Origin of the sequence: Salegentibacter sp. UBA1130 (assembly GCF_002311535.1) — a bacterium.
GTDB classification, from domain to species: domain Bacteria; phylum Bacteroidota; class Bacteroidia; order Flavobacteriales; family Flavobacteriaceae; genus Salegentibacter; species Salegentibacter agarivorans.
The window spans coordinates 1-26,545 of the sequence record NZ_DCAP01000031.1; the positions used below are offsets into that span (position 1 = coordinate 1).

The following is a 26,545-nucleotide window of genomic DNA, read 5'->3' on the forward strand; positions in this document are numbered from 1 at the left end:
CGTGAATTCTTTGTAATGTCTTTCTGCTGGTAACCAGGCCCGGTGTGGAGCTTTATGTAAATACATTAATAAGAATGGTTTTTCTTTATCGCGTTCTTCTTCCAACCAGTTTATGGTGAGATCTGTAATTATATCGGTAACATAACCATCTATTACGGTATCTCCGTCTTTGGTTATAAAGCGTGGGTTATAATAACTTCCCTGGCCGGGTAAGATTTTAAATTCATCAAAACCTTTTGGATTGTTTCCAAAGTGTAATTTTCCAAACATTGCGGTTTGGTAACCGGCATCCTGTAAGATTTGCGGGAAAGTTATATTAGTAGTATCAAACTTACTAAGGTTGTCAATTTTCCCATTTAAATGACTGTGCTTACCAGTTAAAATAACAGCTCGCGATGGGGCGCAAATAGAATTGGTTACCGAGGCATTGTTAAAAAGAACCCCTTCACTGGCCAGCCTGTCAATATTTGGTGTATTGATTAGCTTATCACTATACGCACTTATTGCTTGATAGGCGTGATCGTCAGACATCATAAATACAATATTTGGCTGTTGGTTTTCTGTCTTTTTCTGTTCCTCTTGATTTTTACAGGAGAATAAAGCTGCTACTATACATAGCGAGCAAAGGAATGTTTTGTAATTTAACATATAACTTAATTTAGATTTTCGCTTATTTAATGCTAGGAAATAAAGGTTCGGAAATGGGTTACCAGCATTTTGTAAGATTTATATTTCCGGGTTGTCAGTCAGTTGTGCTTGTGCCTAATACTTTAGAATCTCTAATTTTATTGAGGGCTGCTGCCATTTCTTTTGTTTTTTCTGGCATTTTTGAAGCCAGGTTTTCTGTTTCACCCGGGTCTTTTTTAAGGTTATAAAGCTGTGGCTCTTGATTAAAACCCGTTTCTATTTCTACACCCCAGGGCACCATTGAAGGTCCAGAATGAGGTTCTATATATTTATAATTCCCCTCAATATAAGACAGGACATTTCTAATCGCTTGTTGAACCACGGACTTTCTACCTTTAGCTTGTTCTCCAATTAGAGTGTTCCAGTGGTTTTGACTGTCTATAGCTATATCTTTAGGAAGATTTTGTCCTGTAAAAGTGGCAAAGGACCTTAAGAAATCTACCTGGCTCATCAATGCAGTAGATTCCTGATTGGATTTTACTTTACCTTTCCATTGCACTAGAAAGGGTACTCTTGTGCCGGCCTCGAAGGTGCTGTATTTTCCACCACGAAAGTTTGCGAAGGGATCGTGTTCTGCTAATCTTTCTGCAGCGCCATCGACATAACCATCATCTAAGACGGGACCGTTATCACTGGTGAAAATTAAGAGGGTGTTTTCTTCTAAACCTAATTCTTTGAGCTTTTTTTGAACTGTGCCTACCGTATAATCCAATTGCACAATTACATCACCACGCGCACCTTTTCCGGTAGTGCCGGCAAAACGCTTATGGGGTACACGGGGTACATGAATATCATGGGTGGCCAGATAGAGGAAAAATGGAGAGTCTTTGTTCTCTTCTATAAACCCAACCGATTTATTTATAAGAACATCGGCGATATCTTCATCCTGCCATAAGGCTTTTTCCCCGCCGCTCATATAACCAATTCGGCTTATCCCGTTGGTGATACTTTGGTTGTGTCCATGGGAATACATCATTTTTAATTGTTCTGGGTTTTTACTTCCGGTAGGACCCTCATCCAAGTTTTTGCGATAGCTTACAGTTATTGGATCTTCAGGGTCCAGGTTTACTACACGGTGGTTTTCTACAAAAACGGTTGGTACCCTATCACCTGTAGCGGGTAGGAGGTATGCATAATCAAACCCTATTTCCAAAGGGCCCGGTTTAATATCTTTGTTCCAATTAACCGGCGCCTTTTTTCCCAAGCCAAGATGCCATTTTCCTACTACCGCAGTTTTATAGCCAGCTTTTTGCAAAACTCCCGGCAAAGTAGTGCTTCCGGGCAATATAAGACTCGTAGCATCACCTGGCGCCACTCCTGTACCCTGCTTTCTCCAGGCATATTCCCCGGTAAGCATGGCATATCGGGAAGGCGTGCAAGTTGCTGCAGCTGCATAGGCGTTGGTGAATTTTAAACCATTTTTAGCTAAGTTGTCTATATGCGGAGTAGGAATATCTCCTCCATAACTGCTAATATCTCCGTATCCAAGATCATCCGCATAAATTAGTACGATATTGGGAGAGGTGATATTTTGGCTTTTCACTTGTAAGGGAATAAGCCCCAGGGAATTAAATATTAAAAGATATATATAAGATTTTAGATAAATTTTCATCTATATAGTTTAAAAATACGTTGCAGTTCTATCATTCAATTTATATAAATTTTGAGTTATATATGTTTAATATTTTTTATAAAATACTGGTAATAAAAAGACAGGTTACTATTTCATACCTGTCTTTTATGGCTATTCAAAAAATCTTCTACTTGTTCTGAATTGTACTTTTCAAATGGATTAAAAGTAGATTATTAAAATGCTTAAGAATTAGCGTATTGGTTGCCTACATTCTCCATAATCCTTTTAAATCCAATAGGATAAGAATAATTAGAATTCAGCCCCGGTACCTGCCTGTGTAGACCATCCGGGATTTTGATAAATTATAGAGCTGGAAGGATCTGTTGACCCCTGAGGACCTGTGATAAGGAAATGTTCTGTAGCAATAGGATTCAAATAATGTGCAAAAGCCCAGGAGAATCCATCGCTTACGGGATTACCGGAACCAGTATTTATTCGATAAGGCATTAAGTAATTACTTTCTTCACTACTCGAAACATTTGGTACACCCCCCTGGCCGGGTTCTATCAACAAAGAATTTCCGTCTTCATCCTCATACCACTCCTCCATGGGTCCCCAAACTTTAAAGCCTTCGATAATATGAGGCTCACTCTTTAACTGATCCAGTGCTCTCCAGCGCTTTAGATCAAAAAGTCGCATTCCTTCTGCCATTAATTCGCTTCGTCTTTCCCTTCTAATATTGTATAATACGGGATCATTTAGTAATTCTCCAGCAGAATAAGCCGCAAAATCATTTTCAGCTTCTTTAGCCATATCAGTTGCAGAAACAGTTATTTCGTAATCAGGCTCTATCCCTGCTCTAGATCTAATGGCTCCCCAATATTGCCCGGCTTTTTCATTTATACTTCCCTCCATCAAATAGGAAGCTTCAATATAATTAAGGTAGGCTTCAGCAGCACGAAATACGATACTACCAGTTGAGCCACTATTGCCTTCTACATTACTTTCCAGGTAAGAAAGTCCTTTTTTTACAGAATAACCGGTCACGTCTTTTGTTTCTTGTAAACCTATAATATCAGGTATTCCAATAAGAAGAGGACTTCCATCAGAATCTACAGCATCTGTAAGTCGTAGTTCTCCCGGGGCTTTCATAAAAAGTTGAAGTCTTTGGTCTCGGTTTTCTTTAACATCTTGAATAAAATCATCACCAGCATAACCTGAACCAGACGCATAAATAGGTAGACCGTTATCCATCAGAAAATTGTCAACAAAACTGCGTGTGTATCCCGAGTTTCCACCATTCTGGTTAATATAGTGGTTAACGTTATGGCTTATACCAAGGGTTGGGTCGTAGTCTCTCCATAGTAAAACTTCGTCATATGATTCTAAATTTTCGGAACCAAACATTGTAAAGTATGGGTTGCCCGACGAATCATAACCAATATCTTCACCTGGAATATTTTGTGCCAAAGAAATATTATCTGCCACCTGTGCGGATGCTTCCATGGCCTCGGTCAGGAAAAAATCAATTTCTGTATCAATGTCTATATTAAAATCACTTATAACTCCCGCACCCGGCCAATCTGGTCCTCCGGGTACAAAAGGGGTACCTTTATGGTAGGTGAGCCAACTTCCTTCATGGAGAGCTACTCTTGATTTTAATAAAAGGGCCGCGTATTTTGAAATTCTGTTTTTACCGTTTGGTGGTACATCTTGAAGTAATTCAATCGCATGCTCAAGATCTGAAAGTACAAAACGTGCTACTTCATTTCTAGGTCTTCGCTCAGATTCTGCAATTAATTGTTCCATATCGTCTTCAAGGGTATTTGTCACTATGGGAAAATCACCTAATTCCTGAATTTTTTGAAAATACTCGTAAGCGCGGAGGAAATAAGCCTCACCTATATAGTGTTCAACATATTCGGGACTACCTTCAATATCTCCTGCTTCCCACCTTGGAAGAACGGTTTCTAAAAAATAGTTTAACTGACGGATATTTCCAAAATTCCAGCTTCCACCTGACTGTGAAACTCTCCATTCACCAGGTGCCCAAATATTACTGTGACCTGATGTTGCTTGATTATCCGTATGGTTATCCATGCTAAATGTTCCTATATTCCAACCGCCATGGGTTGGAAAATTATATCTTGCAATAGTATAGGCTGCCAGGTCTGCTTCTCTATTCAAATAGTCTTTCGGGGTAACATCAGATAGAGGTTCTCTATCCAAAAATTCATCAGCTTCACAACCCGCCAGGAGCATTAATGCCAGGCAGACAAAAATTGATTTTATTGACTTCATAATTATTTATTTTTAATTTTTTAGAAATTAATATTAAGACCAACGGAAAATACCTGGGAGTAAGGATAAGTTTTTCCATCATTCCACCCTCCCAGTCCTATAGATTCTGGGTCGAAAATATCTATCATATCCGTAAAGGTGAGTAGGTTTTCACCTGAAATGTAGAACCTAACTCTTGATTTTTGAAATGCTTCAAAGGAATAACCCAGCTGCACATTTTTTACTCTTAAATAAGAAGCATCTTGAATATATCGTGTTTGTGTTTGCTGATTTTTGCCACTACCAAATAAAGGGCGGGGATAATAAGCCTCGCGATTCACCTCTGCGATACCTGCCTGAACCATCTGGGAATCCTCGTCTCTGAAGAAATCCATATGCTCATCAAATCCTGCAGATTGCCACATTCCTCCGTTTGCTCCCCAGAAATAAGGACCGTTTGGCATATAATCCCTTTTTCCGAAACCCTGTAGGAATATCCGGAAATCAAAGTTTTTGTAATCACCACTTAAATCAATTCCAAACCTATATCGTGGCGTAGAATTGCCTATTACCGATAAATCACCGGTATCTTCCAATGTTCCATTTCCTGAGTTAACTTCACCATCACCGTTCAAATCAGCATACATAATATCACCTGCTTCCCAATTACTACCTAGTTGGTTTTGACTGGTATTTTCTAAGTGGTTCTGCATTTCTTCATCTGTTTGGGCAATACCTAGAGTGGTATACCCCCAAATCTCACCCATGATTCTACCATCGTACCAATCTGAAATACTATTAGTAGGGTTGGGGTAGTTAAGAACTTTCTGTTGAGAATCTGAAAAAGTTCCTCTTATACTGTAATTAAAATCTCCGATTTGATCTCTCCAATTAATTTCTGCTTCAAACCCAGTAGATTCCATATCAGCGTTATTAATTCGCGGTACTGCTGTTCCCAGAATAGCAGGCAGTTCTGGTGCGGGCCCTACCATATCCAAGGTTTTTCGATTGAAATACTCTAAACTTAGGTTTAATCTATTTTTAAGTAAAGCTAAATCCAATCCCAGGTTCCAGCTCGTTACTCTTTCCCATGTAAGTTGTGAACTAACTAAGCCGGGAGCTCCTGATGTGTTGGGTCTCTCTCCATTTAAGAGCCAGTTTCCATTCGCCGTACCAATTGGCATGGATTGATAAAAAGGATACCAATTACTCGTATTTTGATTCCCCAATTCACCATAAGAACCTCTTAATTTAAATAAATTTATAGCATCCAAATTCCAAAAGTCTTCTTCGGCTATGTTCCATCCTGCGGATATAGAGGGAAATAAATTCCAGCGTTTATCATCAATAAATCGTGAGGAACCGTCATATCTGGCATTAAGTTCTAATAGGTATTTCTCTTTAAAATTATAATTTAACCTCCCGAAATATCCTGCCACAGCCCAGTGCTGATACTGTCCTTCCGTCGCTCTACTTTCATCTGTAGCCGTATTTATTGTGGGGAGGTCTGGAGTTATTAAACCACTTCTGGAAGCACCAATTGTTCTGTACTTGGTTACTTCAGAATTATAACCGGCCATTACTTTAAAATTATGAGCTTCATTTATATTAAAGCTATAATCAGTATAGAGGTTTGTGCTATAATAATCTTCTTTCCGGTGATATTCGTAAACAGAGCTGTATCCAGGGGAGTTCCATCCTACTGATACAGGAAAAGGATCTCCTGCGACATCGTAAGCATAGGCAGGAAGAACGTTTTCGTGATTGTTGTTGTTGGTAAGTTTATAGTTACCAATGGCATAAATATTCCACCCTTCTACAGGAGTAATTGTAAATTGTCCCTGCATAAATAATCTATCGGTAAGATTATCTGTGCGTCCTCCTTGTTCTAGCTGGACAATCTCTCCAGAGGCATCTCCAAAATTCCCATTTGGGTCCCTAACAGGTACGGTAGGCCATCTTCGAGCAATGTTGTGATAAAACAATCCGCTTTGCTGAGTGGACTTGTTATAATTTTTTCTAGAAAATCTTGTGCTATAATTGAAACTGATCCAATCAGTTATTTCTGTATTTAGTTTTCCTGTAAAATCATAATCATCAAAGGTATCTTCGCCATAGGCTAGTAAACCATTCTGATCCATAAATCTCGCTGATGTGTAATATGTTGTTTTATCGGTACCTCCGCTAAGACTTATATTATGCTCTTGAGAAAAGGAAAAATCCTTATAAAGCTCGTCAAACCAATCTGTATTTGCATTAGAACCCGTGTAATACTGAAACCTGTCTCCAGTAGCATTTGGTACAGTTCCGTAATCTATTTCACCGTTTTGATACTGTACTATTCTATCAATAACTTCCTGTGAAAAAGGAGGTGCTTGTCCAGAATTGTTAGCGGCTTCATTCCAATATAAGGCAAAGGTATGTGAGTCCATCATATTGGGAACGTGAAGAGGTGAGGTGAAGCGGAAATTGTTGTTGTAATTGATTCTCGGGGCACCAGGTTTACCATCTTTGGTGGTAATCAGTATGACTCCAAATGCAGCTCTGGAACCATATACTGCAGAAGCAGCTGCATCTTTTAATACAGTAATGGATTCAATTATTTGGGGGTTAATAGCATCAAGGTCTGCTTCCATACCATCTACTAAAACCAGGGGAGCTGAGTTAGACCCGGATCCAATAGTACCGGAACCCCTAATGTTAAAGTTAAGACCTGAATTTAGCTCGCCTCCCAGGCCCGAAGTTTGAAAATTTAACCCAGGCACTACCCCTTGTAGCATTTGACTAACATTGGGTACAGGTCTGGATTGAAGAACTTCGGAATCAACTGTAGTAACAGCACCTGTAAGATTCGCTTTTTTCTGCGTACCATATCCAACCACTACAACTTCTTCAAGTGCCGATTCTTCTGTTTCCAGTTGTATGTTCAGCGTAGCATTTCCATCTACAGGAACTTCCTTAGTAGCGTAACCAATATAGGAAATACTTAGAATGGCATTAGATGGTACTTCGATACTGAACTCTCCATCGAAGTTGGTCATAACCCCGTTAGAAGTTCCCTTTTCTATAATATTAGCACTGGGTACCGGTATCCCTGATTCCATTTCGGTTACTTTTCCCGAAACGGTAATAGACTCCTGTGCTATTAAAATTGATTGACACGATAATAAGATCGTGCAAAAAGTCAAAAATCTTTTCATCTTATAAAAATTTATTGGTATTTAGTTAGTAAAATCTCCTATTTTTCAACCTGTTGAAAATTAATTAGTAGTAAGTAATTTTGCTTGCATATTGTTTGTGTTAATTTTTAAGGATTAAAATTTAAGTTTCGTTAAAATTGCATTTTAAAAAAGTTTCGGTTTTTAAGAAACTTCAGACTATATCGTTTTCGGGTTAATATTATGTGGAGACGAATTTATAGATATGTTAAATAAATTTGTATTTTGTGGGTATACATTTGGGTTACATTAACATTACTTTTGAGTTAGCGAATACGAATAAAATACTGATAATCATAGATATATGTTATTTTATCCATTTACAAGGCTGGAAATTCTGTTATTTAATAGTTTCACTTCACACTTTTTTAAGAGTATTTTTTTTCAAACCATATTTATTTTTGTGTCGATAGTAACTTATGGGCAAGAACCCGTTTTGCAGTTTGAGCATTTAGATATGAGTGATGGTTTTTCTGATAACAGAATAAATCAGGTGATGCAGGATCAACATGGAATTATTTGGGCTGCTACAAAATTTGGTGTCAATAGATACGACGGAGATAAGGTAAGATTGTATCCTTTAGCTAACAGCATTACTATTTATAAGTTACAGGTAAAAGGAGAAAATAATATCTTGGTTGGAACCGATAGAGGTTTATACAACTATAATAAGGAAAAAGACCGATTTGAGCTTTATCGTCCCGTGGATAAGAAAGTCACTGATACTATCTTTAACCAGAAGATTTTTAGCATTTCCATTTCCAATTCTCAAGATTTCTGGATTGGGGGAAGTACAGGAAAATTTTATTTTATTCAGGAAGGTAAAAAGAATTATAGCTTTAATGCCTGCCGGTTGAACCCGAGCTTTCCCAATGCGGATATTATTTCCCTTTCACAGGATAGGTTTGGGAAGATATGGCTGGGTACAAGTAACGGTGAAGTCTGGAGTTTTGATCCACGATCAAAAGCACTGCATCCTTTACAAGAAATAGAAAATTATTATCCCATTAGTGATATTTTAGTTGATAGTCAAAGTCAGGTATGGATAGCTAGCTTAGGTAATGGCCTTTATAGATATAATTTGGAGTCCAAAGAACTAAGTCACTATACAGCTAAGGCTAAAAGAGGAGAAAGTATTAATAACAATATAGTTCTGGGATTATATGAGGGTAATAATGAGCGGGTTTTTATAGGAACTGATGGAGGTGGGATTAATTTGTATGAGCCGATAAAGGATAAATTCACCTATTTTAAACAGGAAGATGGTGAATGGGGATTGTCGGATAATTCTATATTATGTTTTGGTAGGGGGATGCATAACGTAATATTTGCGGGTACCGTTCACGGTGGCATTAGCTACTTTAAGGATCGTATGAGTGTATATAATGTTTCTCCGCATAAATTAGCTTTTGAAACAGATAAACAAGGCTCCCGAATTCTTGAAGATTCTCAGGCTAATCTGTGGATCACAGCGGGGAGAAATGGCTTACGAAAGTATAATCCACAAACAGGTGAGGTTGATATTTTTATTGATGACAAAAATAACGACAAGGATCTATCGGGCGATATTATTCTTTCCATCATAGAGGATGAAAAAGAGCGTATTTGGATAGGCTCTTTAAGAGAAGGCTTGAATATTTATGATACCAAAGAGCAAAAATTTATAAGTTTCACAGGAAAAGAGAATTTAAGTGGTATTTACGCTATTGAAAAAGGATCAGATGGACATATTTGGGTAGGAACTACAAATGGAATTGTAATATACAATGAGCAGCTTAACATTATAAAACGACTCAATACCCATACCTGCGAAGGTCTAAGTAATAATAGAATAACCAGCCTTTATAAGGATGCAAAAGGGGAAATTTGGGTAGGTACTGAAAATGGGTTAAATATTCTATCTGCAGAAGGTGAGTGGTTAGAAAGTTTTTATACTTCTAATAAGGACAATACAAGCTTAAGTGGAAACCACATACTCTCAATTCAGGAAGGCCCGGATTTATCGGTTTATGTAGGAACCTATGGTTTTGGATTAAACAGGTATTCCCGAAGAGATAAAAAATTTGAACGAATAGGGGTGCAGAAAGGCTTATACGGAAAAATAGTCCGCGGCATTCTAATAGATCATCAAAAAAATATTTGGCTTAGTACCAACCTGGGGTTAAGCCGAATTAATAATGACACGATTAGTAATTTTGGAATACAGGATGGGATTACTCCCTTTCGTGGAGGGGAGGCGAGTTTAAGTAATTCGGGTCGTATTTATTTCGCGGGAAATGAAGGTTTATCATACTTTGAACCGGAAAGCCTACATCAGGAAATATCTCAACCACGTGTTTTTTTTACGGGTTTTAAAATAGTTGAAGAAGAAGATTCTAGAGAAATAGAACCTTCCGGTTTTTGGGATAAGCAAGGATCGGATATTTTAAAACTCCATGCGGATTTTAGCCTTTTCACCGTTAATTTTTCGAGTTCCAATTATTTCGATCTTGAGGACACAGAGTATTTTTATAAGTTAGAAGGCTTAAATAATGAGTGGCAAGCTTTAAACAAACTTAATTCCATAACTTTTTCCAATCTTGCACCCGGAGCATATAATTTACATGTGACAACTAAAAAGGGTACAGAGGAACCCTCCATTCATAAGGCAAATATTGAGTTTTTGGTGTTACCTGCTTTTTGGCAACGCCGGGAAGTGCAAGTAATCTCAATATTGTTATTAGGCTTGAGTATATTTTTTCTTACCAACTGGCGTAATAGAAATATTAAAAAACAGCGTGATGATTTTAAAAAGATTGTTGCTATTAGAACCCGGGAAGTAGAAAAAGAAAAGGATAAGGCCTATAAAAATGAATTGGAATTATTGGAAACGGAAAGACAAAATGAGCAACTCAAGCAAAAAAGGTTGAGTGATGAATTGAAATTTAAAACTGAAGAACTTACTAATAGTACCTTGAGAACCGTTCATAAAAATAACCTACTAGTTGAAATAAAAGAAGATTTCATTGCGGAAGGAAAAAAGCATATTGAGCTTAAAAAATTTTTCGATCAAATCGTAGGAAAAATAGACGATAGTTTAGCAATCGATACCGAATGGAAACAATTCTACTCCATATTTAAACAGGTACATCCCAGTTTTATACCCAGCTTAAAAAAGGAGAACCCTTCTCTTACTGATAGAGAATTGCGTCTGTGTGCACTGATTAAATTAAATTTTCCTTCTCAACAAATTGCTACATTATTTGGTATTTCCCTGAACTCTATTAAAGTGGCCCGGCACAGACTAAGAAAAAAATTAAAGATAGAAGAAGGTATGTCTTTTGAAGATTTTTTTAAGCTTAAGGGACTCTAATTCACCTGACCGAATGATGAGATGCCCAAAGTCAAAATTATAGTGAAGTCCGCTTCTTTTGTGGTAAGAATGCTAATAATAGGGTGAAAAAAGTATGACAAAATTTGCTCCAGATATGTACTTCAGAGTGAAAGACCTGTAAAGATATGTACTTGTATTTTAACGTTCAACTTGCAATACACAAGTATAGAAAGTATTTGGAAGAAAATAGGTTAACTATATTCCTAGAGCTTCAAACTTTCTTAAAAGATAAGGCAGGAAAGCGAATAGAACCAGAAAAACCACGAGGCTGCCTTGAATGTGGCAGCTTCATGGTAATTAATAGATCTTTATACAGTAATTATAGAAATTAGTAGAACACTCTATAATCTTTTACATCTTGCATTCCTATAGAATTATAAGTTACTCCATCATTCGACAGGGATACTTCAACATCTTGATAAGTTCGATTATCCCCGTTAAAGGCACCTAATTTTATAGCATCAAAAGAGATTTCCTGTCCCAGATCAATAATGAGTGTTCCTGTGGAATCTAATCCATAGTAACCGGAACTGCCACCATTTATCCCGACACCATCTGCTAATATGGAGGGAGCGTTATGTCCGGCAGGCAGAACAAATTCAGTTTCTTCATTAATGAGGGTAACCTCTGTTAAATGACTCCACATATTAACCGTACTGCCATTCATTTGGATCTTTATATACTTGTAACCCGTAAAACTGAAAGTATTAAAATTTTCGATATCTTTTATTACCGCATCTTCATATTGGTTTCCATCTGCTGAAACAGATACTTCTACGTCCTCATAAATACGAATATCACCATTATACACTCCTAATTTCACAGCATCAAATTCATAACCTTGCCCTAGGTTTATAATTAATTTGCCATCAGAATCTAACCCATAATAATTAGTATTTGAACCATTCACACCTATCCCATCTCCTAAAACTGCCGGTGCATTATGGCCTGCCGGAAGTGTATATTGAGTACCATCATTTATTAAGGTAACCTCAGTTAAATGACTCCAGTTATTTGTAGTACTACCATTCATCTGTATTTTTATATACTGATCTGAACCCGAAGGGGGACTAGGAGCAGGGATGTATTCGTAGTATTTCACATAATCAATTACGAAATCGACCGGTAATTGACTGGAATCGACATTACCTACCCAGGCTCCTCCCAGTTGTTGAGATAAAATAAGGTGAAAGTCCCGATCGAATGGCCATTGCCGCCAATCAGCACCTGCTTCTTTATGGTATGTAAATGTGGGGGTTCCGTTTATAGTAAACACTATTTTGTTGGGATACCATTCCACTCCGTAGGTATTAAATTCACCAGGGTTTACATTTACAGTTTTAGTGCTCGGCGAGCTCTTGGTGTTACTATGAATAGTGGAATGGATAAAATTGTCAAAATTGAGGTGTTCCATAATATCTATTTCGCCGTAATCAGGCCATCCTCCATATTCACTTGTACTACCAAGTAACCAGATTGCTGGCCAACTTCCCTGGGCTGATTCCATTTTAGCACGTACTTCCACCTTGCCGTAGGTGAAATTGAATTTATCTCTGGTCCAAACTCCACCGGTAAGATATGGTCTGGGATCAGTTTGAGTATCCGTGTTAACCAATCCTTTCAGATAAAGATAGCCATCCGATACTTCATACACCTGATCGTCTGTGGTCATATAATTTCTCCAATCGGGAGTCCCTTCTGTAATCCTGCTCCATTTGGTGGTATCAAGCACGGAGCCATCAAAATCATCTTCCCAAAACAATTGGAAATTTGCTGATGCTGTTAAGTGAGCAGTTTTACTCGCTAATTGTTCGGTACTATCCATTTCATCCCTGTCACATCCAAGACATAGGATAGTAGAAAATAGAATAATCCATTTTTTTCTCATCTTTTTAAATTTTGGTTAATAATTAGTTATAAAAAAACCTTTGCCAGATTAAGCTCATTATTCTATGAGGGTATTTTGTCGATAGCGACCCTTCTAAGGCTTAATAGGTACGATGATTATCAAATTGAAATAGTATTAAAATCATTAATTTGCCAGATTGGTAACTCATAAAGCTTCGCTACCTAAACCAAAGTAAATTGGAATCTAAATTCCTATCGAAATTTCTAGAATTAAAGTTGCCATATGGTGGAAGGGTAAAATTTAGTCCATAACTTCCTTATTAAACTGGCTTTGGTTAAAAGACTCCAGGCAATTAAGTTATGAGCATCTACTATCATTTTTAATTTACATTGATATTTTAGTTCGATCCTAAGGCTGTAGTACGAGATGGATTATATTCGTAGTACTTCACATAATCAATCACGAAATCAACCGGTAACTGACTGGAATCGACATTACCTACCCAGGCTCCTCCTAATTGTTGGGATAAAATAAGGTGAAAGTCCCGATCGAATGGCCATTGACGCCAATCAGCACCTGCTTCTTTATGGTATGTAAATGTGGGAGCTTCATTAATAGTAAATATTATTTTGTTGGGATACCATTCCACTCCGTAGGTATTAAATTCACCAGGATTTACATTTACAGTTTTAGTGCTCGGCGAGCTCTTGATGCTGCTGTGAATTGTGGAATGGATAAAGTTGTCAAAATTAAGATGTTCCATAATATCTATTTCCCCATTAGCAGGCCAACTATCATCATTTTTCCGGCTGAGTAACCAGATTGCCGGCCAACTTCCCTTTGCCGATTCCATTTTAGCACGTACTTCAACCTTACCGTAGGTAAAATTGAATTTATCTCGAGTCCAAACTCCACCGGTAAGGTAAGGTCTGGGATCAGTTTGAGTATCCGTGTTAACCAGTCCTTTCAGATAAAGGTATCCATCTGCAACTTCATAAACCTGATCGTCCGTGGTCATATAGTTTTTCCAGTCCGGGGCTCCTTCTGTAATCCTGCTCCATTTAATTGTATCAATCACGGAGCCATTAAAGTCATCTTGCCAAACCAATTGAAAATCTGCTGCTGTAGTTTTAGGTTGTTCGGAAATTTTCTTTTTTGCCAAACATCCAAGGCATAAGAAAGTAGAAAATAGGATAATCCATTTTTTTTTCATTTCAAGTATTTAAATAGTGTTAAAAAGAAATTCGTGTGCCAATTCTTACTAAAAAATTGAATTAGAAAACATTCATTTTTTAAAATGGAACTAGATCCTTTTTTATATAGACCAGTTTCGTTAAGATGATTGTTGCACATAATAGCACTTTTTTTAGAGGTTTTCATTTATAGATGTATCAGAGAAAGGTAAAGGAAAAGTGTAATCTTCTTTTGTTATTTCTCCTAATGTTTGTAAATCATCCGGGTGTTTATTGGCATTAGCTTCCTCTACCATTTCTAATCGAATTAAATCAAACCAACGTGTTCTTTCTGCTGCAAATTCCCACGCCCGTTCCTGCACAACTGCCGCTGCGAATTCGGAACCTGTCAAGCCACTTAAATCTTCCAGGCCTGCTCTGTGACGAATAGCATTTATACTTTCATAGGCTAAGACATCAGGACTGCCTGTGGCTCGTGCTTGTGCTTCGGCGTAAATAGTCAGTACGTGAGCATAGCGCATCATAGATTCGGGAACTGATGAACTCCAGGTTCTTTCATCTCCCTTGATATAATATTTTTCATAGTAAGGGTGCTCTGTTTGGCTTTCCTGCCACGGAATCACCTCTCCATCACCGGTAATAAATTCAGTGCGAAATGTAATTTCCTTTCTTACTCCTTCAGGAAAATTATTAAAGAAATTTAATTCGGCGAAAAAATCATCCCACCCCGATTCTTCCCCCGGCATAGCGGCAGATCCATAATTACCATTGGTTGTAGTGCCATTACCTCGAAATGTCGAAATCTGAAATACAGTTTCCTTGGTACCATTTTTTTCGGGATCATTTTCAAAAACTTCGGCAAGGCTAGAGAGCAGTTCAAATCCGTATATTTCCTTATTATCAATTACTTCTTTTGCTTTTGCAGCGGCAAGAGCATACTTGTCAGTTTGTTTTAATGGCCATCCCGCTGCGGTTAAATATACACGGGCCAGATAAGCTTTAACCGTCCCTTTATTAGGGCGACCAGCATCTCGTTTAGTATTGGGAATTTTTTCCTCGGCAAGTTTTAAATCAGCCTCTATTAAGGCATAAACTTCTTCGGGAGAAGATTTTTCTATGGTCAAGAGATCTTCAGAATATTCCGCTTGGGTAATAAGAGGAATTTCTCCATATAACCTTACCAGCCAGAAGTAGGAAACCGCTCGTACAAAATAGGCTTCGCCTGCAATGGTGGTTATAGTCTCTTGATTTCCTGTAGCATTTTGAAAATTTGCAATAATATTATTTGCTCCCTGAATAGCTTTATAACAACCAGTGTATAAAGCCTGAGTTCTTTGGTTGGTTTCTGAAACATTGAATTGATCAAACTCTCTAAAACTTGCTTTATTGCTGGCTTTATGGGTGGTAACATCATCAGCCCCCATGGTAGCCGCTATTGAAGTTGAATGTAAAAAGCCAGAGCCCCAGGTGGTTCCCCATCCCTTGTAGGCTCCTGTAAGGGCTGCCTCCAATCCTTCTTCACTGTTTAAAGCTGATTTTCCTACTAGTGCTCCATTGATTTCCTCATCAAGGTAATCTGAACATCCTGTTAGAATAGTGATCAAAGATGCTATATATAATATTTTAAAATTTTTCATTTAATGATTTTTTGGTTAAAATGTTAAATTAAGTCCGACAGTATAAGTTTTGGAATTAGGGTAGGCTCCATAGTCTATACCTTGAGCTGTATCTGTAGCTGAACCAATATTGCTGGATTCAGGATCTATACCTGAGTACTCTGTAAAAGTGAGTAAATTTGTTGCGCTGAGATATAAGCTCAAATTTGCATCCTTCAAAAAGGAATCTGGTAGATCATAAGCGAGGCTTATGTTCTTTAATCGAACATAATCTCCTTTCTCCACAAACCGACTAGATTGGGTAAACATTATATTTGAATTGCTAAAAGCTGGTATATCAGAAGTTTCATTTACACCAGGGATATATCGATCCTGTATGTCAGACAAAATAAATTGTCTAGCATCCCCACTTCCAGTCATCGCGGCACCTCGTGTATAATTTAGCTTATCTATGCCGAAGACCCCTTGAAAAAATAAGTTTAAAGTAAAGCCATTATAGGTGAAGGTATTGTTCCAACCAGCTGAGGTAGTGGGAATTCCCTTACCTATTATTTGAAAATCATCTGTAGTAATAGTACCGTCACCATTAATATCTTCGTATCTTGAATCCCCGGGCACCGCATTATATCTGCTTGCCTGTTCTTCCTGTCCTGGTTTCCATGTTCCCAGGTACTCGAGTCCCCAATAGGAGGCTAAAGACTCACCAGGCATTAACATAAATTCATTAGTTGTAGATAATCCTCCACCCACATGGGTACCCTGCGGTATTCTTGATGCGATACCTCCAAGGCTTTCAACCTTATTTTTTACTGTTGATACGTTTAGATTACTTGACCAGCTAAATAAATCTGAGTTTAAAATATCAGCACTTAAAATAAATTCAAATCCTTTATTTTCAATTTCTCCTACGTTTTGGGTTTGAGTTCCACCTCCTACATAGGAGGGCAATGCCTGATTTAAAAGTAAATCTTTTGTATTTTTCTTAAAATAATCTACTTCTACAGAGAGTCTTCGATTAAAGAATTGCATTTCTAGGCCAATATCCGTCTGAGCGGTTGTTTCCCATTTTAAATTTGGGTTTCCTGGATTACCTATTTGAATTCCGCTTCTTACGCCCCCACTGTTAAAGGCCATAGGAGTATTTGTATTATAAGTGCTTAAAGTTGCATATGGATTTATAGCCTGACTACCGGTTTTACCCCAGCTACCACGTATTTTTAATTGATCGAATACATTTAACTTCTGGATAAAATTTTCTTCCGAAAGTACATAGCCCAATGCAAGTGAAGGGAAGGTGCTAAATTTATTGCCTTCCGCAAACTTAGAAGATCCATCTCTTCGTATCGCTGCCGAAGCCAATAGTTTATCGTTATAGGTGTAATTGAATCTACCTAAATAGGATAATAAGCTCCAATTAGTAAAACCCGAACCTACCGTATATGATTCGGCCAGAGGTAAATTATAGTATCCTAATGAAGGAAATAGTAAGGTGTTTCCTGCTGAAGAAAAATAATTGTTAGTAAACTCCTGAGTTTCAAATACAGCTACCGCGTTAATCTTATGAACCTCATTCAAAGTTCTATTATAGTTTAAGGCATTTGTAGCTTGCAATGTAATTTGTTCGGCTGAAGAACGACTTGCACTAGGATTATTTTGGCTGGCGGCATTCCCAACAAAGCTCTGGCCTTGGGAATTAAGGTAGTTGACTGCATAATTTAAATCTAAAGATAACCCCTCTATCGGTAGTTTATAATTAACATTAGCTATGATATTGGCAATATTTCTTTGATTATCATTATTTCTTTCATAGAGTAGGGCAGCAGGGCTATAGGTAAATGAGCCTACGGGGTCTGAAAGTATATAATTGCCATTTTCATCATAAACGGCAGTTGTAGGGGCCCAGGCCAGTGCTTGTACTACCGGGTTAGATGCTCCGCTTTGTAATCCTGTATTATGGTTTTCCAGACGTGTGCCGCTAATATTGACACCAATAGACAAATTATCATTTATTTCAGAAGAAATATTGGATCGTATCCCATACCGTTTAAAGTCGGAATTTTCTATGATACCTTTTGAATCTATGTAATTTCCAGATACCAAATAGGAGGTTTTTTCACCACCTCCTGATACGTTCACTTTATGTTCTTGTCCTATAGCAGTTCTAAATATTACATCCTGCCAATCTGTACCCCCGTTCGATTCATATCCAGAGATTTCTTCAGAAGTGAATACCGGTGAAATGCCTAAGGCTTCAGAACGTTGATTAACTACCTGAGCAAATTCGCTTGCTCCTAAAACATCCCATTTCTGTATAACCTCAGATACTGAAAAATTTCCTTCGTACGAAACTTGTATCTCCCCTGGAGTACCATCTTTTGTGGTAATAATTACCACACCATTAGCACCTCTGCTTCCATAAATCGACGTTGATGCTGCGTCTTTTAAAACTTGAATAGATTCAATATCGCTAGGATTTACCATATTGAAATCGGCTCCAACGTAGCCATCAATAACATATAGAGGATCATTATTTCCTAATACAGAATTGGCCCCTCTTATTCTTACCCGGGATTCTCCTCCGGGAGCACCACCTGCTTGTGTCACTTGTACTCCAGCTGCACGTCCTTGTAGTACTTGGTCAACTCTGGTTACAGGTTGTTGTTCGAAATCTTCGGTAGAAACCACGGAAACCGAACCTGTAAGATCTTTTTTCCGCTGAGTACCATATCCAACTACCACCACATCTTCTAGAGCAGAGGTTTCTATATCCATTTCAATATCGATTTGGTTCTGGCCATTTACTTCTATTTGTTCTGTTGCGTAGCCAATATAACTTACTATAAGAATAGCATCTTCCGGAACTTCAATGGAAAATTTTCCATTAAAATCAGTCATCACCCCGTTTCCAGTATCTTTCTCTAAGATGTTGACTCCGGGAAGGGAAATACCTGTTTCTGCTTCGGTGACCGTTCCTGTCACTTCAATAGATGTTTGAGCAAGCATATCGAATTGAACCGATAGAAGTGCTACGCATATGACTAAAATTTTTCTCATAAGTTTTTTAAAATTGTTTAGTTAGTAGAGTTTATTATTAATATTTCGAATCTTGTAGTTTGTTGTTTTTATAGGCTAATTGGAAATCTATGCCGCTTACAAATGATTAGGACTCGATAGTTTGATGGTTAATGCTTCATCATTATTTTCGCCCATAGGTTATTTGGATATATGTTTATTGCCGTTTTAAACTCTTGCTTTGCTTTACCTGAATTTTTTAAGCCTTTATAGCCAAGTGCTTCCAGGTAGTAGGCATAAGAAATTGTTTTATTATTTCCCAGTGTAGCCTGTGCAACTCCGATGGATCTGTTATCTGAATCACCTTCCCTAAGCTTTTTTCCTTTAGTGATTAAGTTTTCGAAAATCTGTTTTGCTTTTTCGGGTTGATTAAGTTTCTCAAATGCTTTGCCTTGGAAATAAAGTAGATCGGTCATTCCTGGACCATTTTGAGATGTAATACTTTTCTCATAACTTCTTTGAGCCTGTTTGTTTTCACCCATTTTCTGATAAGCCTCTCCCATAAAATAATAGATCATCGCATTTTTTTCATCGTGTAGAGGCTTTCCTACTTCAAGATTTTCTGGATATAGAAGAGCTTTATTTAATTCATTAATTGCAATTTCGATTTGGTTATTCTTCAGCAATTCCATAGCTTGAAGGGTATGAGCGTTCACGTAGCTCCAGTAAGTTTCTCTTCCGCCTTCCCAGGTTCTAAAGTGATAATTTTCCAGAAAGTTAATAGCCTCCTCATAGTCGCCATTAAGGTTTAATATTTTTATATAAGCTTTGGGTGCCGCAACATCCTTTTTTACCACATCCAAGTTGTCTCTGAGAATTGCTAAGATGTTCTTATAGTCGCGCCTGGACTCATCATAGTATCGTGATAATTCATCAAACCAAAGAGGGTGGGAATTATCCCGGGAAATTGCTTTGGTTAAATAGTTTATGGCCTGCTCAGGATCTTTTTGATGATAAAATGTCCCAAAAGCAAGGTTACGCCAGGCCATAGAAAAAGAGCTGTTCAATTCAATGGCTTTTTTCCAGTAAGTCATGGCCTGCTCAGGTCTTTTGTCATAAAGCAGGTTTCCTAATAAGTAATTTGCCGTAGCATCAGAATTATCTCTTTTCAGCGTATTTTTAAGTACTTTTTCAGTTTCCGCTCTGTAAGGAAATACAAATTTTAATGAAGCGGTTCTGGCCATTTTTTGCATCCTTATAGTTTTTTGAATATTTCCAGATTTTGCATAAAACCAGGAAAGATAATAAGGGATCAATGGATTCTTCGGATTTTCAATTTCAGATAACAAAGAAATTCCTTCATTAAATAATCCTGCATTCATATAGCGGGTGGCGACTTCTATATAGTTATTTTCGACATCCTGCATATTTTTATGCCAATTACCAAGCGAAGCCTTACCCTGTAAAATGCTTTTTTCGTATAAGGCTGAGAAGTCGAGTGGATCATAAGCCAATAAGCCATCGATCAATTCCATTGCTTTATCCGGTTTTCCTAATTTTCGTAGGATGGCACTATATAGAGTATTAATTCTGCCATCTTTGGTATTGGTTGAATAAGCGGCCTTTATATGTTCCAATGCCTTTTGATAGTTTCCTTTTTTAGTTTCCAGTTGTGCTAATTCGAAGTTAGCAGAAGACAACCATTGATAATACCAGGTAGCTCGACCCAAATTTTCGTATGCCTTCTGGTCAAGTCCTAATGCTTTCTGCGCAAGTCCCATATAATAGTAGAGCTCTCCTTCTTTTGGTTGATAGTATTTCACTTTAAGTGTGTGCGCGGCACGTTGAAAATAGGATAGTGCCTCTTGGTATCTAGTTTGGTTCAATCGCCGTATTCCTAAAGCAATATTTACCCTGTAATCATTTGGTGATATTTTTAATGCGGTTAGATAGTAATGGTCAGGGTTTATTCCTGCTCTTTTGAATTGTTCTACAAATCGCCCAGTGAGATAGAGTTCTTCTACCGTTTTTAATTCTTCAGGTTTTTTAATTTTTTCCTGTGGTTCGGGTAATTCGGGTTGTTGAGGTTTATATGGGGAATAGGATACCAGAATATTACCCTGACTATCTTTTAGTTCAAGATGAAGTTTAAATTCATCTATTTCTTCCTCACTTCTAAATGTGGCTGTAAAAGGAATATTCGGGGCAATTTCCAGATATCTTTTTACCAAAGTATCATTTCCATTCTTTAAAATTAACTGAGCATTTTTAAAAACCCTTGTGGTGTTAGCCCCGTAAAAAATTGTATTAGAATTACGCATCTGGAGCGTGATTGAAGCATCTTTAGATGAATTTTTTACGATTTCCAAATCGCGAATAGGGTACCAATAATTCTTAGCATCTTTTACCGAGTGTGGAAGTATCCAACTATAATCTGGTTGATTATTGGAGAAGGTGCCTGTCATTAATTCTACATAGGCTTTACCGTCGTCGGTAAGTTTTCTTCTGGCATTCTGACCTTGCTGTCCTGGGCCAAACTGCCAGAGTTTTGAAGTAGCGTTTTCAATAGGATCTCCCAGGTGGATCGTCCCGGCATTTTTACCGTAATCATATCCGCCAAGAAATCCTTCTTTAGCTTGCCACATAAATATAGAAACCGGATTAGGATGATTCTTCCACCAGGTTAGATCGATACCTTGAGTATAATCAATACCATTATAATTTTGATTTGAAACAGGCCATTGTGTGAAACTAGTGTTGTTATGAAAGACGCCTATCTCCTGGCTGGGAGGCCAAAAAGTTCGAAAGTCATCGTTCGCAGTAATTGCCACATTGGCCCAAAAAAGAAAGTTCTGGGTTAAGGTATTTGTATTGTTAATACGATAATCTACTTCAATATAGGAACGGCCAGGATGTAAGGTCATTCCCACTACGCCCCGCAGATCCATAGTTTTTTCCGTCTCACCAATCCAGATAGTAGCACTACCATCTTTATTTTTTACCATTCTATAGTCACTGGGAAGCATCGTAGTAGTTCGGTGATGATGGGGGAAACACCATTCAATGCCTCCTGAAACCCAGGCCCCAAGTGTACCTATGAGGTCTGGTTTTATGACGCTATTGGTATGGAATAATTCATGTCCGTTAGTTTTGTCTATTGCAGAGAATAATCGACCACCAAAGGCCGGTAAAACTTTAAGTTTGATGTATTGATTTTCTAGGTAGACCATTTCATATTCGGTATCTACAAGTTCACTTCCTAAATTTGTCTGGGACGGATACGGATAAACTCGGCCCTGCGCCCCTTGAACAGCTCTTCCTGTATAGAAGATAGGGCTGGTTTTATCTTCTCCCATCTGGTATGTAGGAATTACTTCCGTTCCCTGGTATATTTTCACCTGAGCAATAAGATTTGTACCTATCAATAGTAAAATGATAAGAGCAATCTGTAGAGATCGACAAGGTTGTAGATTTTTCATTTCAGTTTATTACATTAAGAGTTAATACCGGGAAATAGAAGTAAAAAACGCTATAGAGTCTTAGTCATTTTCCTTACTTTTATAAAAACCTAACCGACTTTTATAAAAACTTCATCAATCTTATGGATTTATTCACAAAACTTTATATATATAGGCTATTCAAAGCCTGTGCAAAGTTTTGTATAGCTTTGAATACCTATGAATGACCATAAATACATACAATTTTGTTTAAGTCAGATCGAAAAAAAATTAGGCTGGGGAAAGTCCGATTCGTGGAAGGAATCCGAATTTATAGGCTTATCTGAAATAATCTTTAAAGAAACTGAGATTTCAATAAGTCCACATACCCTAAAGAGGCTTTATGGAAAAATCAAGTATAAAGAACACTATAATCCGCAGCGCGCTACCAAGGATGCTCTAGCTAAATTTACAGGACACACTAATTGGATAGCATTTATAAATTACTATGATCGCGAGAATGGTAGTGAACCAGGGAAAATATATTTCTGGAAGAATAAAAAGATAAAGATAGGACTTCTCATTTCCTTGGGTCTAATGATGCTATTATTCCTTCCTCAATGGACCGGGGTAATGAATGCCTTTGTCAAAAACGAACAAAAAAGTTCTTATTCTTTTAATACCATTGATACTATTGCCAGCGTACCTTATACGGTATCGGTAAATTATAGTATTGCAAATATGGCTTCTGATAGTGTTTATCTTGATTTTGATTTTGACCATCCCATCACTGGCCCGGAAATAAAGAAATTAGATAAACAACGATCCTTATATAATTATACTTATCAGATTCCTGGATATTACCATATTAAATTAACCAGCGAGAACCGGATTCTTAGCGGTCAGAATGTATTGGTAACTTCAGAAGATTGGTTAAGTTATTACTATCCAGAAAACCGGCAGATTCTATGGCTTAATAACCAGATAAATAATATAAATAATGATGGATATTTATATCAATCTCCTGAAAATTTAATGAATAATGGATTTGATATTACTTCCGTATACTATGTAGACAATCAATTGTTTAAAGACTTTGGGATTGATGGGGATAATTTCGAAATGGAATTAAGGTTCAAGAATTCAGGTGAAACTGGTGGAATATCCTGTTATGATTTTGTTTTAACCTTATTGTGTGAAAAGGACTTTTCCCATTTCAAACTAATGGAAAAGGGGTGTTCAAGTTATTCTGGGATAAAGGTTGGGGAGTTAGATTTAAATGGGGTCGATCAGGATCTTTCATCATTAACTTTTGATCCTAAATGTTGGATCGATCTCAATGTAGTAGTAAAAGCACAAACAGTTAATATTATAATTAACGACGAATTAGTTCTTTCGAAACCGTATAAAGGTTCTAATGGAAACATTGTAGGTATAGAACAATTGTTTAAGGGTACCGGATTTTTAGATTATATACGCATAACAGATCTTGGTACACAAAATTCGTTTTCTGATGATTTTGATTAGGGGTTTTGAATCATTCTATTTGCAGAGATAGGATGAGTGGTAAATAACCTGGGCCAGATTTACAACTTTAGCTTTCATTACATGAAAATAATAAAAACCTCAAAATAATCCAACAAAAAAGGCTGCCTTTTCAGACAGCCTCTTTTGTTTAAGCATTGAAAAATACTGAAAGAGTAGAGAACTTACCTATAACCTGAATTCGATCTAAGGATTTAATAGAACAGTGCAATTTGATTGGTTGTTTGAGTTTCAAATTTGATCGCTGGTTTTTTTTCCTGGAAAGAATAGGCTATGAGACTGGCTACGAGATTTGTAATGAAATTCCCAAAACTTCTGTGCCTGGAATGTTCAGCCTGGCAGATATTTTTGAGCTGGTCGTTGATGGTTTCTATAATTGACCTCTTTCGTAACAAGATTTTATCTCGCATGGTCATCAGTACATTCTTCATATTATTTCTGATTCCTGTCACCAAATGTAGTCCCTGATCAAATAGTAGCGCGGTGAGTTCCTTAGAGAGGTTCCCTTTATCAGCATATAAACTGCCAAAAATCTTCTTTAGAAAATTATCTTGTTTGATAGGTGTTCGGTCATCCACATTGGCTTGGGTGATAATAAAATCAAGCAATTCTCCTTTATCATTTACAACGATATGGAGCTTAAATCCATAAAACCATCCCATCGTTGATCTGCCAGTGGTGGCAATATCTTTGAATACTTTATTATTCTTTATCCGCTTATTTTTACAAGCTCGTATGGGAGTAGAATTTACGAATGAAATTCCAGTACATTCTCCAAGACAGCAAGTTTTCATATAAAGAGTCAGTGGAAGCATATTGGCCTGCATCAATTCTACAAAGCGGTTGTAAGAAACTGTTTGGGGAAATTCTTTTTGTAAATGTTCCTGAACATAGTATAAATAGAAGTGTTTAAAGGTGCGATGACCACTCAGGTGAAACAGCACAGTGATGGTTAATATTTCACTGGTAGACATCTTAAAGGATCGATTTCTTTTGTTTTTACCCCTGGTTAGTGTTGTGCAGGTTCAAAAACTTTACAAAAGTCATCGATAGAACAGAAAATTTCAGTAATTTTATCAGTAGAAATTAGGTTAGTATTTTGGTTTTCAGATACTTAAATATAACCATATTTCTGCTTTTTTCATGCTAAAAAACTACTTTTCTTACGTCGAACTCAGGTCTATAGATAGCTTTTAGAACAATATTATCTAATAATTAGATTCTTCTGACCTTACTTCGCAAGTTCCGGTAGAACAATTTCTTCCCGCACAGGCAAGTCCAAAAAGCCCCATAGCAGCAGGCCAGGCGCCGAGAAGAATACCAATCCATTCTCCTTCAAATGCGCTTTGCACGATTACAAAAGTTCCTATTAAAAAATAGGCAGCTCTTATCCAGGTCCAACCGGTAGCAATTCTTTTTAGCATATTAAGATTATATTTTACCTTTTAGTGCGGCCCAGCTGCCGCCGTTATGCACATTTGAGAATCCGTTAGATTTTAGTACACTTTTGGCGGAAGCACTTCTCATCCCCGAAGCGCAACAGGTAATTATTGGCTTATTTTTATCTTTTAATTTTTCAAAATTTGCAGATAGTGTTTGCAAAGGAATATTTTTTGATCCTTTAATATGACCGCCCGAGAATTCTGCTTTACTTCTTACATCTACGATAATTCCGCCTTCCTGCAGGAGTTCTTTATAATTAGGAGCAGGTTTTATTCCTAAAAGCTCTTTAAGTTTTGAAATCATAATTAGGCTGTTTCTGAGGTTAAAAAATTAACTTCAAGCCACGATCCGCCATTTACACAATCAAATCCCTTGCTGCTTAGATAATTTGCAGCCTGTCCGCTTCTATTTCCCGAGGCACAACATAGAATCAAAGGAGATTCTATTTCTTTTAACTCATCAAGCCTTAGTGGAATTTCATTTAACGGGATATTTACGGCTGTAGAAACACTTCCTCCCATAAATTCGTTAACGGTCCTTACATCTACTATTGTTCCCTTATTATTTTTAATTAAATCTTCTGTTTTCATATTTTAATATTTTATTTGAAAATCATTTAATCTGTATTGAAGAATACAGAATTGAAAGACAAAATTACTACGAATGCCTTCTTGCTACAGTCACTTTTGTTACATAACCGATTAAAAAACAAAGAGAAAGCAAAAAAAATCAGGATGGTATAATGACCATCCTGACATTAAGATTTAAGAAACTTGCTCGAAATCTAAGAAAGTCTTTCAATCACCATTTTTAATTTAGAGCGCACTTCTTGTGCAACATCTCCAAGTTTGTGGTTTTCTACGGCACTCATAGAAGCCACAGGATCTACTGCAGAAACTTCAGTTTTTCCATCTTCTGTTTCCTGTACAATTACGTTACAGGGTAGCATGGTGCCAATCTTGCTTTCAGCAGAAATTGCCTGGTGGGCCATTTTCGGGTTGCAGGCTCCAAGAATTCTGTACTTTCTAAAATCTACATCGAGTTTCTTTTTGAAAGTTTCTTTTACATCTATTTCAGTAAGAATACCAAAGCCTTCTTCTTTTAATTCTTTGGTCACTTTATCTATAGCCTCATCGAATGAATCGTTGAGGACTTTTGAAAAATAATAGCTCATAATATAAATTTTTTGGTTACCCTTAAAGTTAATTGTTTTCTAGCGAGGGAAGAAAAAGGAATTATTAATCTTGTGTGAATTTCCTAAGAATTTTTTCTCCTCAAGCTTATTTTTAGAAAATAATCCAGATCCAGTTTAAAACTAT

15 protein-coding genes and 1 pseudogene are annotated in these 26,545 nt (G+C 37.2%); 2 read left to right on the forward strand and 14 right to left on the reverse strand.

The annotated features are described in order from the left end of the window. The 4 genes from B4F31_RS11715 to B4F31_RS11730 all read right to left on the reverse strand — a co-directional run. Positions 1-648, reverse strand: a 648-nt coding sequence (locus tag B4F31_RS11715) for a sulfatase-like hydrolase/transferase (protein WP_286761360.1), incomplete at its 3' end; no start/stop codon positions are given. Positions 649-742: 94 nt separating this feature from the next. Further along, positions 743-2,299, reverse strand: coding sequence for a sulfatase family protein (locus B4F31_RS11720; RefSeq protein WP_286761361.1), 1,557 nt, complete (start codon positions 2,297-2,299; stop codon positions 743-745). 270 nt (positions 2,300-2,569) lie between these two features. Next, positions 2,570-4,561 carry a RagB/SusD family nutrient uptake outer membrane protein gene (locus B4F31_RS11725; RefSeq protein WP_286761362.1) on the reverse strand — a complete coding sequence of 664 codons (1,992 nt, stop codon included), beginning with the start codon at positions 4,559-4,561 and terminating at the stop codon, positions 2,570-2,572. A 20-nt stretch (positions 4,562-4,581) separates the two neighbouring features. After that, complete coding sequence (locus B4F31_RS11730) at positions 4,582-7,740, reverse strand: SusC/RagA family TonB-linked outer membrane protein (RefSeq protein WP_286761363.1); 3,159 nt, start codon at positions 7,738-7,740, stop codon at positions 4,582-4,584. Positions 7,741-8,161: 421 nt separating this feature from the next. Here B4F31_RS11730 and B4F31_RS11735 point away from each other — a divergent pair, with 421 nt between their 5' ends. After that, positions 8,162-11,110: a ligand-binding sensor domain-containing protein gene (locus B4F31_RS11735; protein ID WP_286761364.1), complete on the forward strand. Its 2,949-nt coding sequence runs from the start codon at positions 8,162-8,164 to the stop codon at positions 11,108-11,110. A gap of 349 nt (positions 11,111-11,459) precedes the next feature. Here the strand turns inward: B4F31_RS11735 and B4F31_RS11740 are convergent, their stop codons facing one another. The 5 genes from B4F31_RS11740 to B4F31_RS11760 all read right to left on the reverse strand — a co-directional run bounded on the left by B4F31_RS11740 (position 11,460) and on the right by B4F31_RS11760 (position 22,280). Beyond that, positions 11,460-13,019 carry a glycoside hydrolase family 16 protein gene (locus B4F31_RS11740; protein ID WP_093305310.1) on the reverse strand — a complete coding sequence of 520 codons (1,560 nt, stop codon included), beginning with the start codon at positions 13,017-13,019 and terminating at the stop codon, positions 11,460-11,462. Between the two features lie 358 nt (positions 13,020-13,377). Then, complete coding sequence (locus B4F31_RS11745; protein WP_286761365.1) at positions 13,378-13,998, reverse strand: glycoside hydrolase family 16 protein; 621 nt, start codon at positions 13,996-13,998, stop codon at positions 13,378-13,380. A gap of 348 nt (positions 13,999-14,346) precedes the next feature. After that, positions 14,347-15,810 carry a RagB/SusD family nutrient uptake outer membrane protein gene (locus tag B4F31_RS11750; protein ID WP_093305314.1) on the reverse strand — a complete coding sequence of 488 codons (1,464 nt, stop codon included), beginning with the start codon at positions 15,808-15,810 and terminating at the stop codon, positions 14,347-14,349. Between the two features lie 15 nt (positions 15,811-15,825). Beyond that, the gene (locus tag B4F31_RS11755) at positions 15,826-18,843 is read right to left on the reverse strand and encodes a SusC/RagA family TonB-linked outer membrane protein (protein WP_093305316.1); all 3,018 of its coding nucleotides are present in this window, start codon (positions 18,841-18,843) and stop codon (positions 15,826-15,828) included. 128 nt (positions 18,844-18,971) lie between these two features. Then, positions 18,972-22,280 carry a DUF5107 domain-containing protein gene (locus tag B4F31_RS11760; RefSeq protein WP_286761366.1) on the reverse strand — a complete coding sequence of 1,103 codons (3,309 nt, stop codon included), beginning with the start codon at positions 22,278-22,280 and terminating at the stop codon, positions 18,972-18,974. Between the two features lie 198 nt (positions 22,281-22,478). Here B4F31_RS11760 and B4F31_RS11765 point away from each other — a divergent pair, with 198 nt between their 5' ends. After that, positions 22,479-23,765 carry a hypothetical protein gene (locus B4F31_RS11765; RefSeq protein WP_093305320.1) on the forward strand — a complete coding sequence of 429 codons (1,287 nt, stop codon included), beginning with the start codon at positions 22,479-22,481 and terminating at the stop codon, positions 23,763-23,765. Between the two features lie 212 nt (positions 23,766-23,977). Here the strand turns inward: B4F31_RS11765 and B4F31_RS11770 are convergent. The 5 genes and pseudogenes from B4F31_RS11770 to B4F31_RS11790 all read right to left on the reverse strand — a co-directional run bounded on the left by B4F31_RS11770 (position 23,978) and on the right by B4F31_RS11790 (position 26,400). After that, a pseudogene (locus B4F31_RS11770) lies at positions 23,978-24,870 on the reverse strand (IS982 family transposase). A 121-nt stretch (positions 24,871-24,991) separates the two neighbouring features. After that, a complete protein-coding gene (locus B4F31_RS11775; RefSeq protein ID WP_093305322.1) occupies positions 24,992-25,207 on the reverse strand; it encodes a hypothetical protein in 216 nt (71 codons plus the stop codon). A 7-nt stretch (positions 25,208-25,214) separates the two neighbouring features. Further along, the gene (locus B4F31_RS11780) at positions 25,215-25,529 is read right to left on the reverse strand and encodes a rhodanese-like domain-containing protein (RefSeq protein ID WP_093305324.1); all 315 of its coding nucleotides are present in this window, start codon (positions 25,527-25,529) and stop codon (positions 25,215-25,217) included. Between the two features lie 2 nt (positions 25,530-25,531). Beyond that, entirely contained in the window at positions 25,532-25,816 is a 285-nt protein-coding gene (locus B4F31_RS11785) for a rhodanese-like domain-containing protein (RefSeq protein WP_093305325.1), read from the reverse strand. A gap of 194 nt (positions 25,817-26,010) precedes the next feature. After that, a complete protein-coding gene (locus tag B4F31_RS11790) occupies positions 26,011-26,400 on the reverse strand; it encodes a DUF302 domain-containing protein (protein ID WP_093305327.1) in 390 nt (129 codons plus the stop codon). Between the last annotated feature and the right edge of the window lie 145 nt (positions 26,401-26,545).

Coding starts and splice junctions, on each gene's coding strand:
- B4F31_RS11720 (WP_286761361.1), bottom strand. CDS start 2,299: ATGAAAATTTATCTAAAATCTTATATATATCTTTTAATATTTAATTCC.
- B4F31_RS11725 (WP_286761362.1), bottom strand. CDS start 4,561: ATGAAGTCAATAAAATCAATTTTTGTCTGCCTGGCATTAATGCTCCTG.
- B4F31_RS11730 (WP_286761363.1), bottom strand. CDS start 7,740: ATGAAAAGATTTTTGACTTTTTGCACGATCTTATTATCGTGTCAATCA.
- B4F31_RS11740 (WP_093305310.1), bottom strand. CDS start 13,019: ATGAGAAAAAAATGGATTATTCTATTTTCTACTATCCTATGTCTTGGA.
- B4F31_RS11745 (WP_286761365.1), bottom strand. CDS start 13,998: ATGACCACGGACGATCAGGTTTATGAAGTTGCAGATGGATACCTTTAT.
- B4F31_RS11750 (WP_093305314.1), bottom strand. CDS start 15,810: ATGAAAAATTTTAAAATATTATATATAGCATCTTTGATCACTATTCTA.
- B4F31_RS11755 (WP_093305316.1), bottom strand. CDS start 18,843: ATGAGAAAAATTTTAGTCATATGCGTAGCACTTCTATCGGTTCAATTC.
- B4F31_RS11760 (WP_286761366.1), bottom strand. CDS start 22,280: ATGAAAAATCTACAACCTTGTCGATCTCTACAGATTGCTCTTATCATT.
- B4F31_RS11765 (WP_093305320.1), top strand. CDS start 22,479: ATGAATGACCATAAATACATACAATTTTGTTTAAGTCAGATCGAAAAA.
- B4F31_RS11775 (WP_093305322.1), bottom strand. CDS start 25,207: ATGCTAAAAAGAATTGCTACCGGTTGGACCTGGATAAGAGCTGCCTAT.
- B4F31_RS11780 (WP_093305324.1), bottom strand. CDS start 25,529: ATGATTTCAAAACTTAAAGAGCTTTTAGGAATAAAACCTGCTCCTAAT.
- B4F31_RS11785 (WP_093305325.1), bottom strand. CDS start 25,816: ATGAAAACAGAAGATTTAATTAAAAATAATAAGGGAACAATAGTAGAT.
- B4F31_RS11790 (WP_093305327.1), bottom strand. CDS start 26,400: ATGAGCTATTATTTTTCAAAAGTCCTCAACGATTCATTCGATGAGGCT.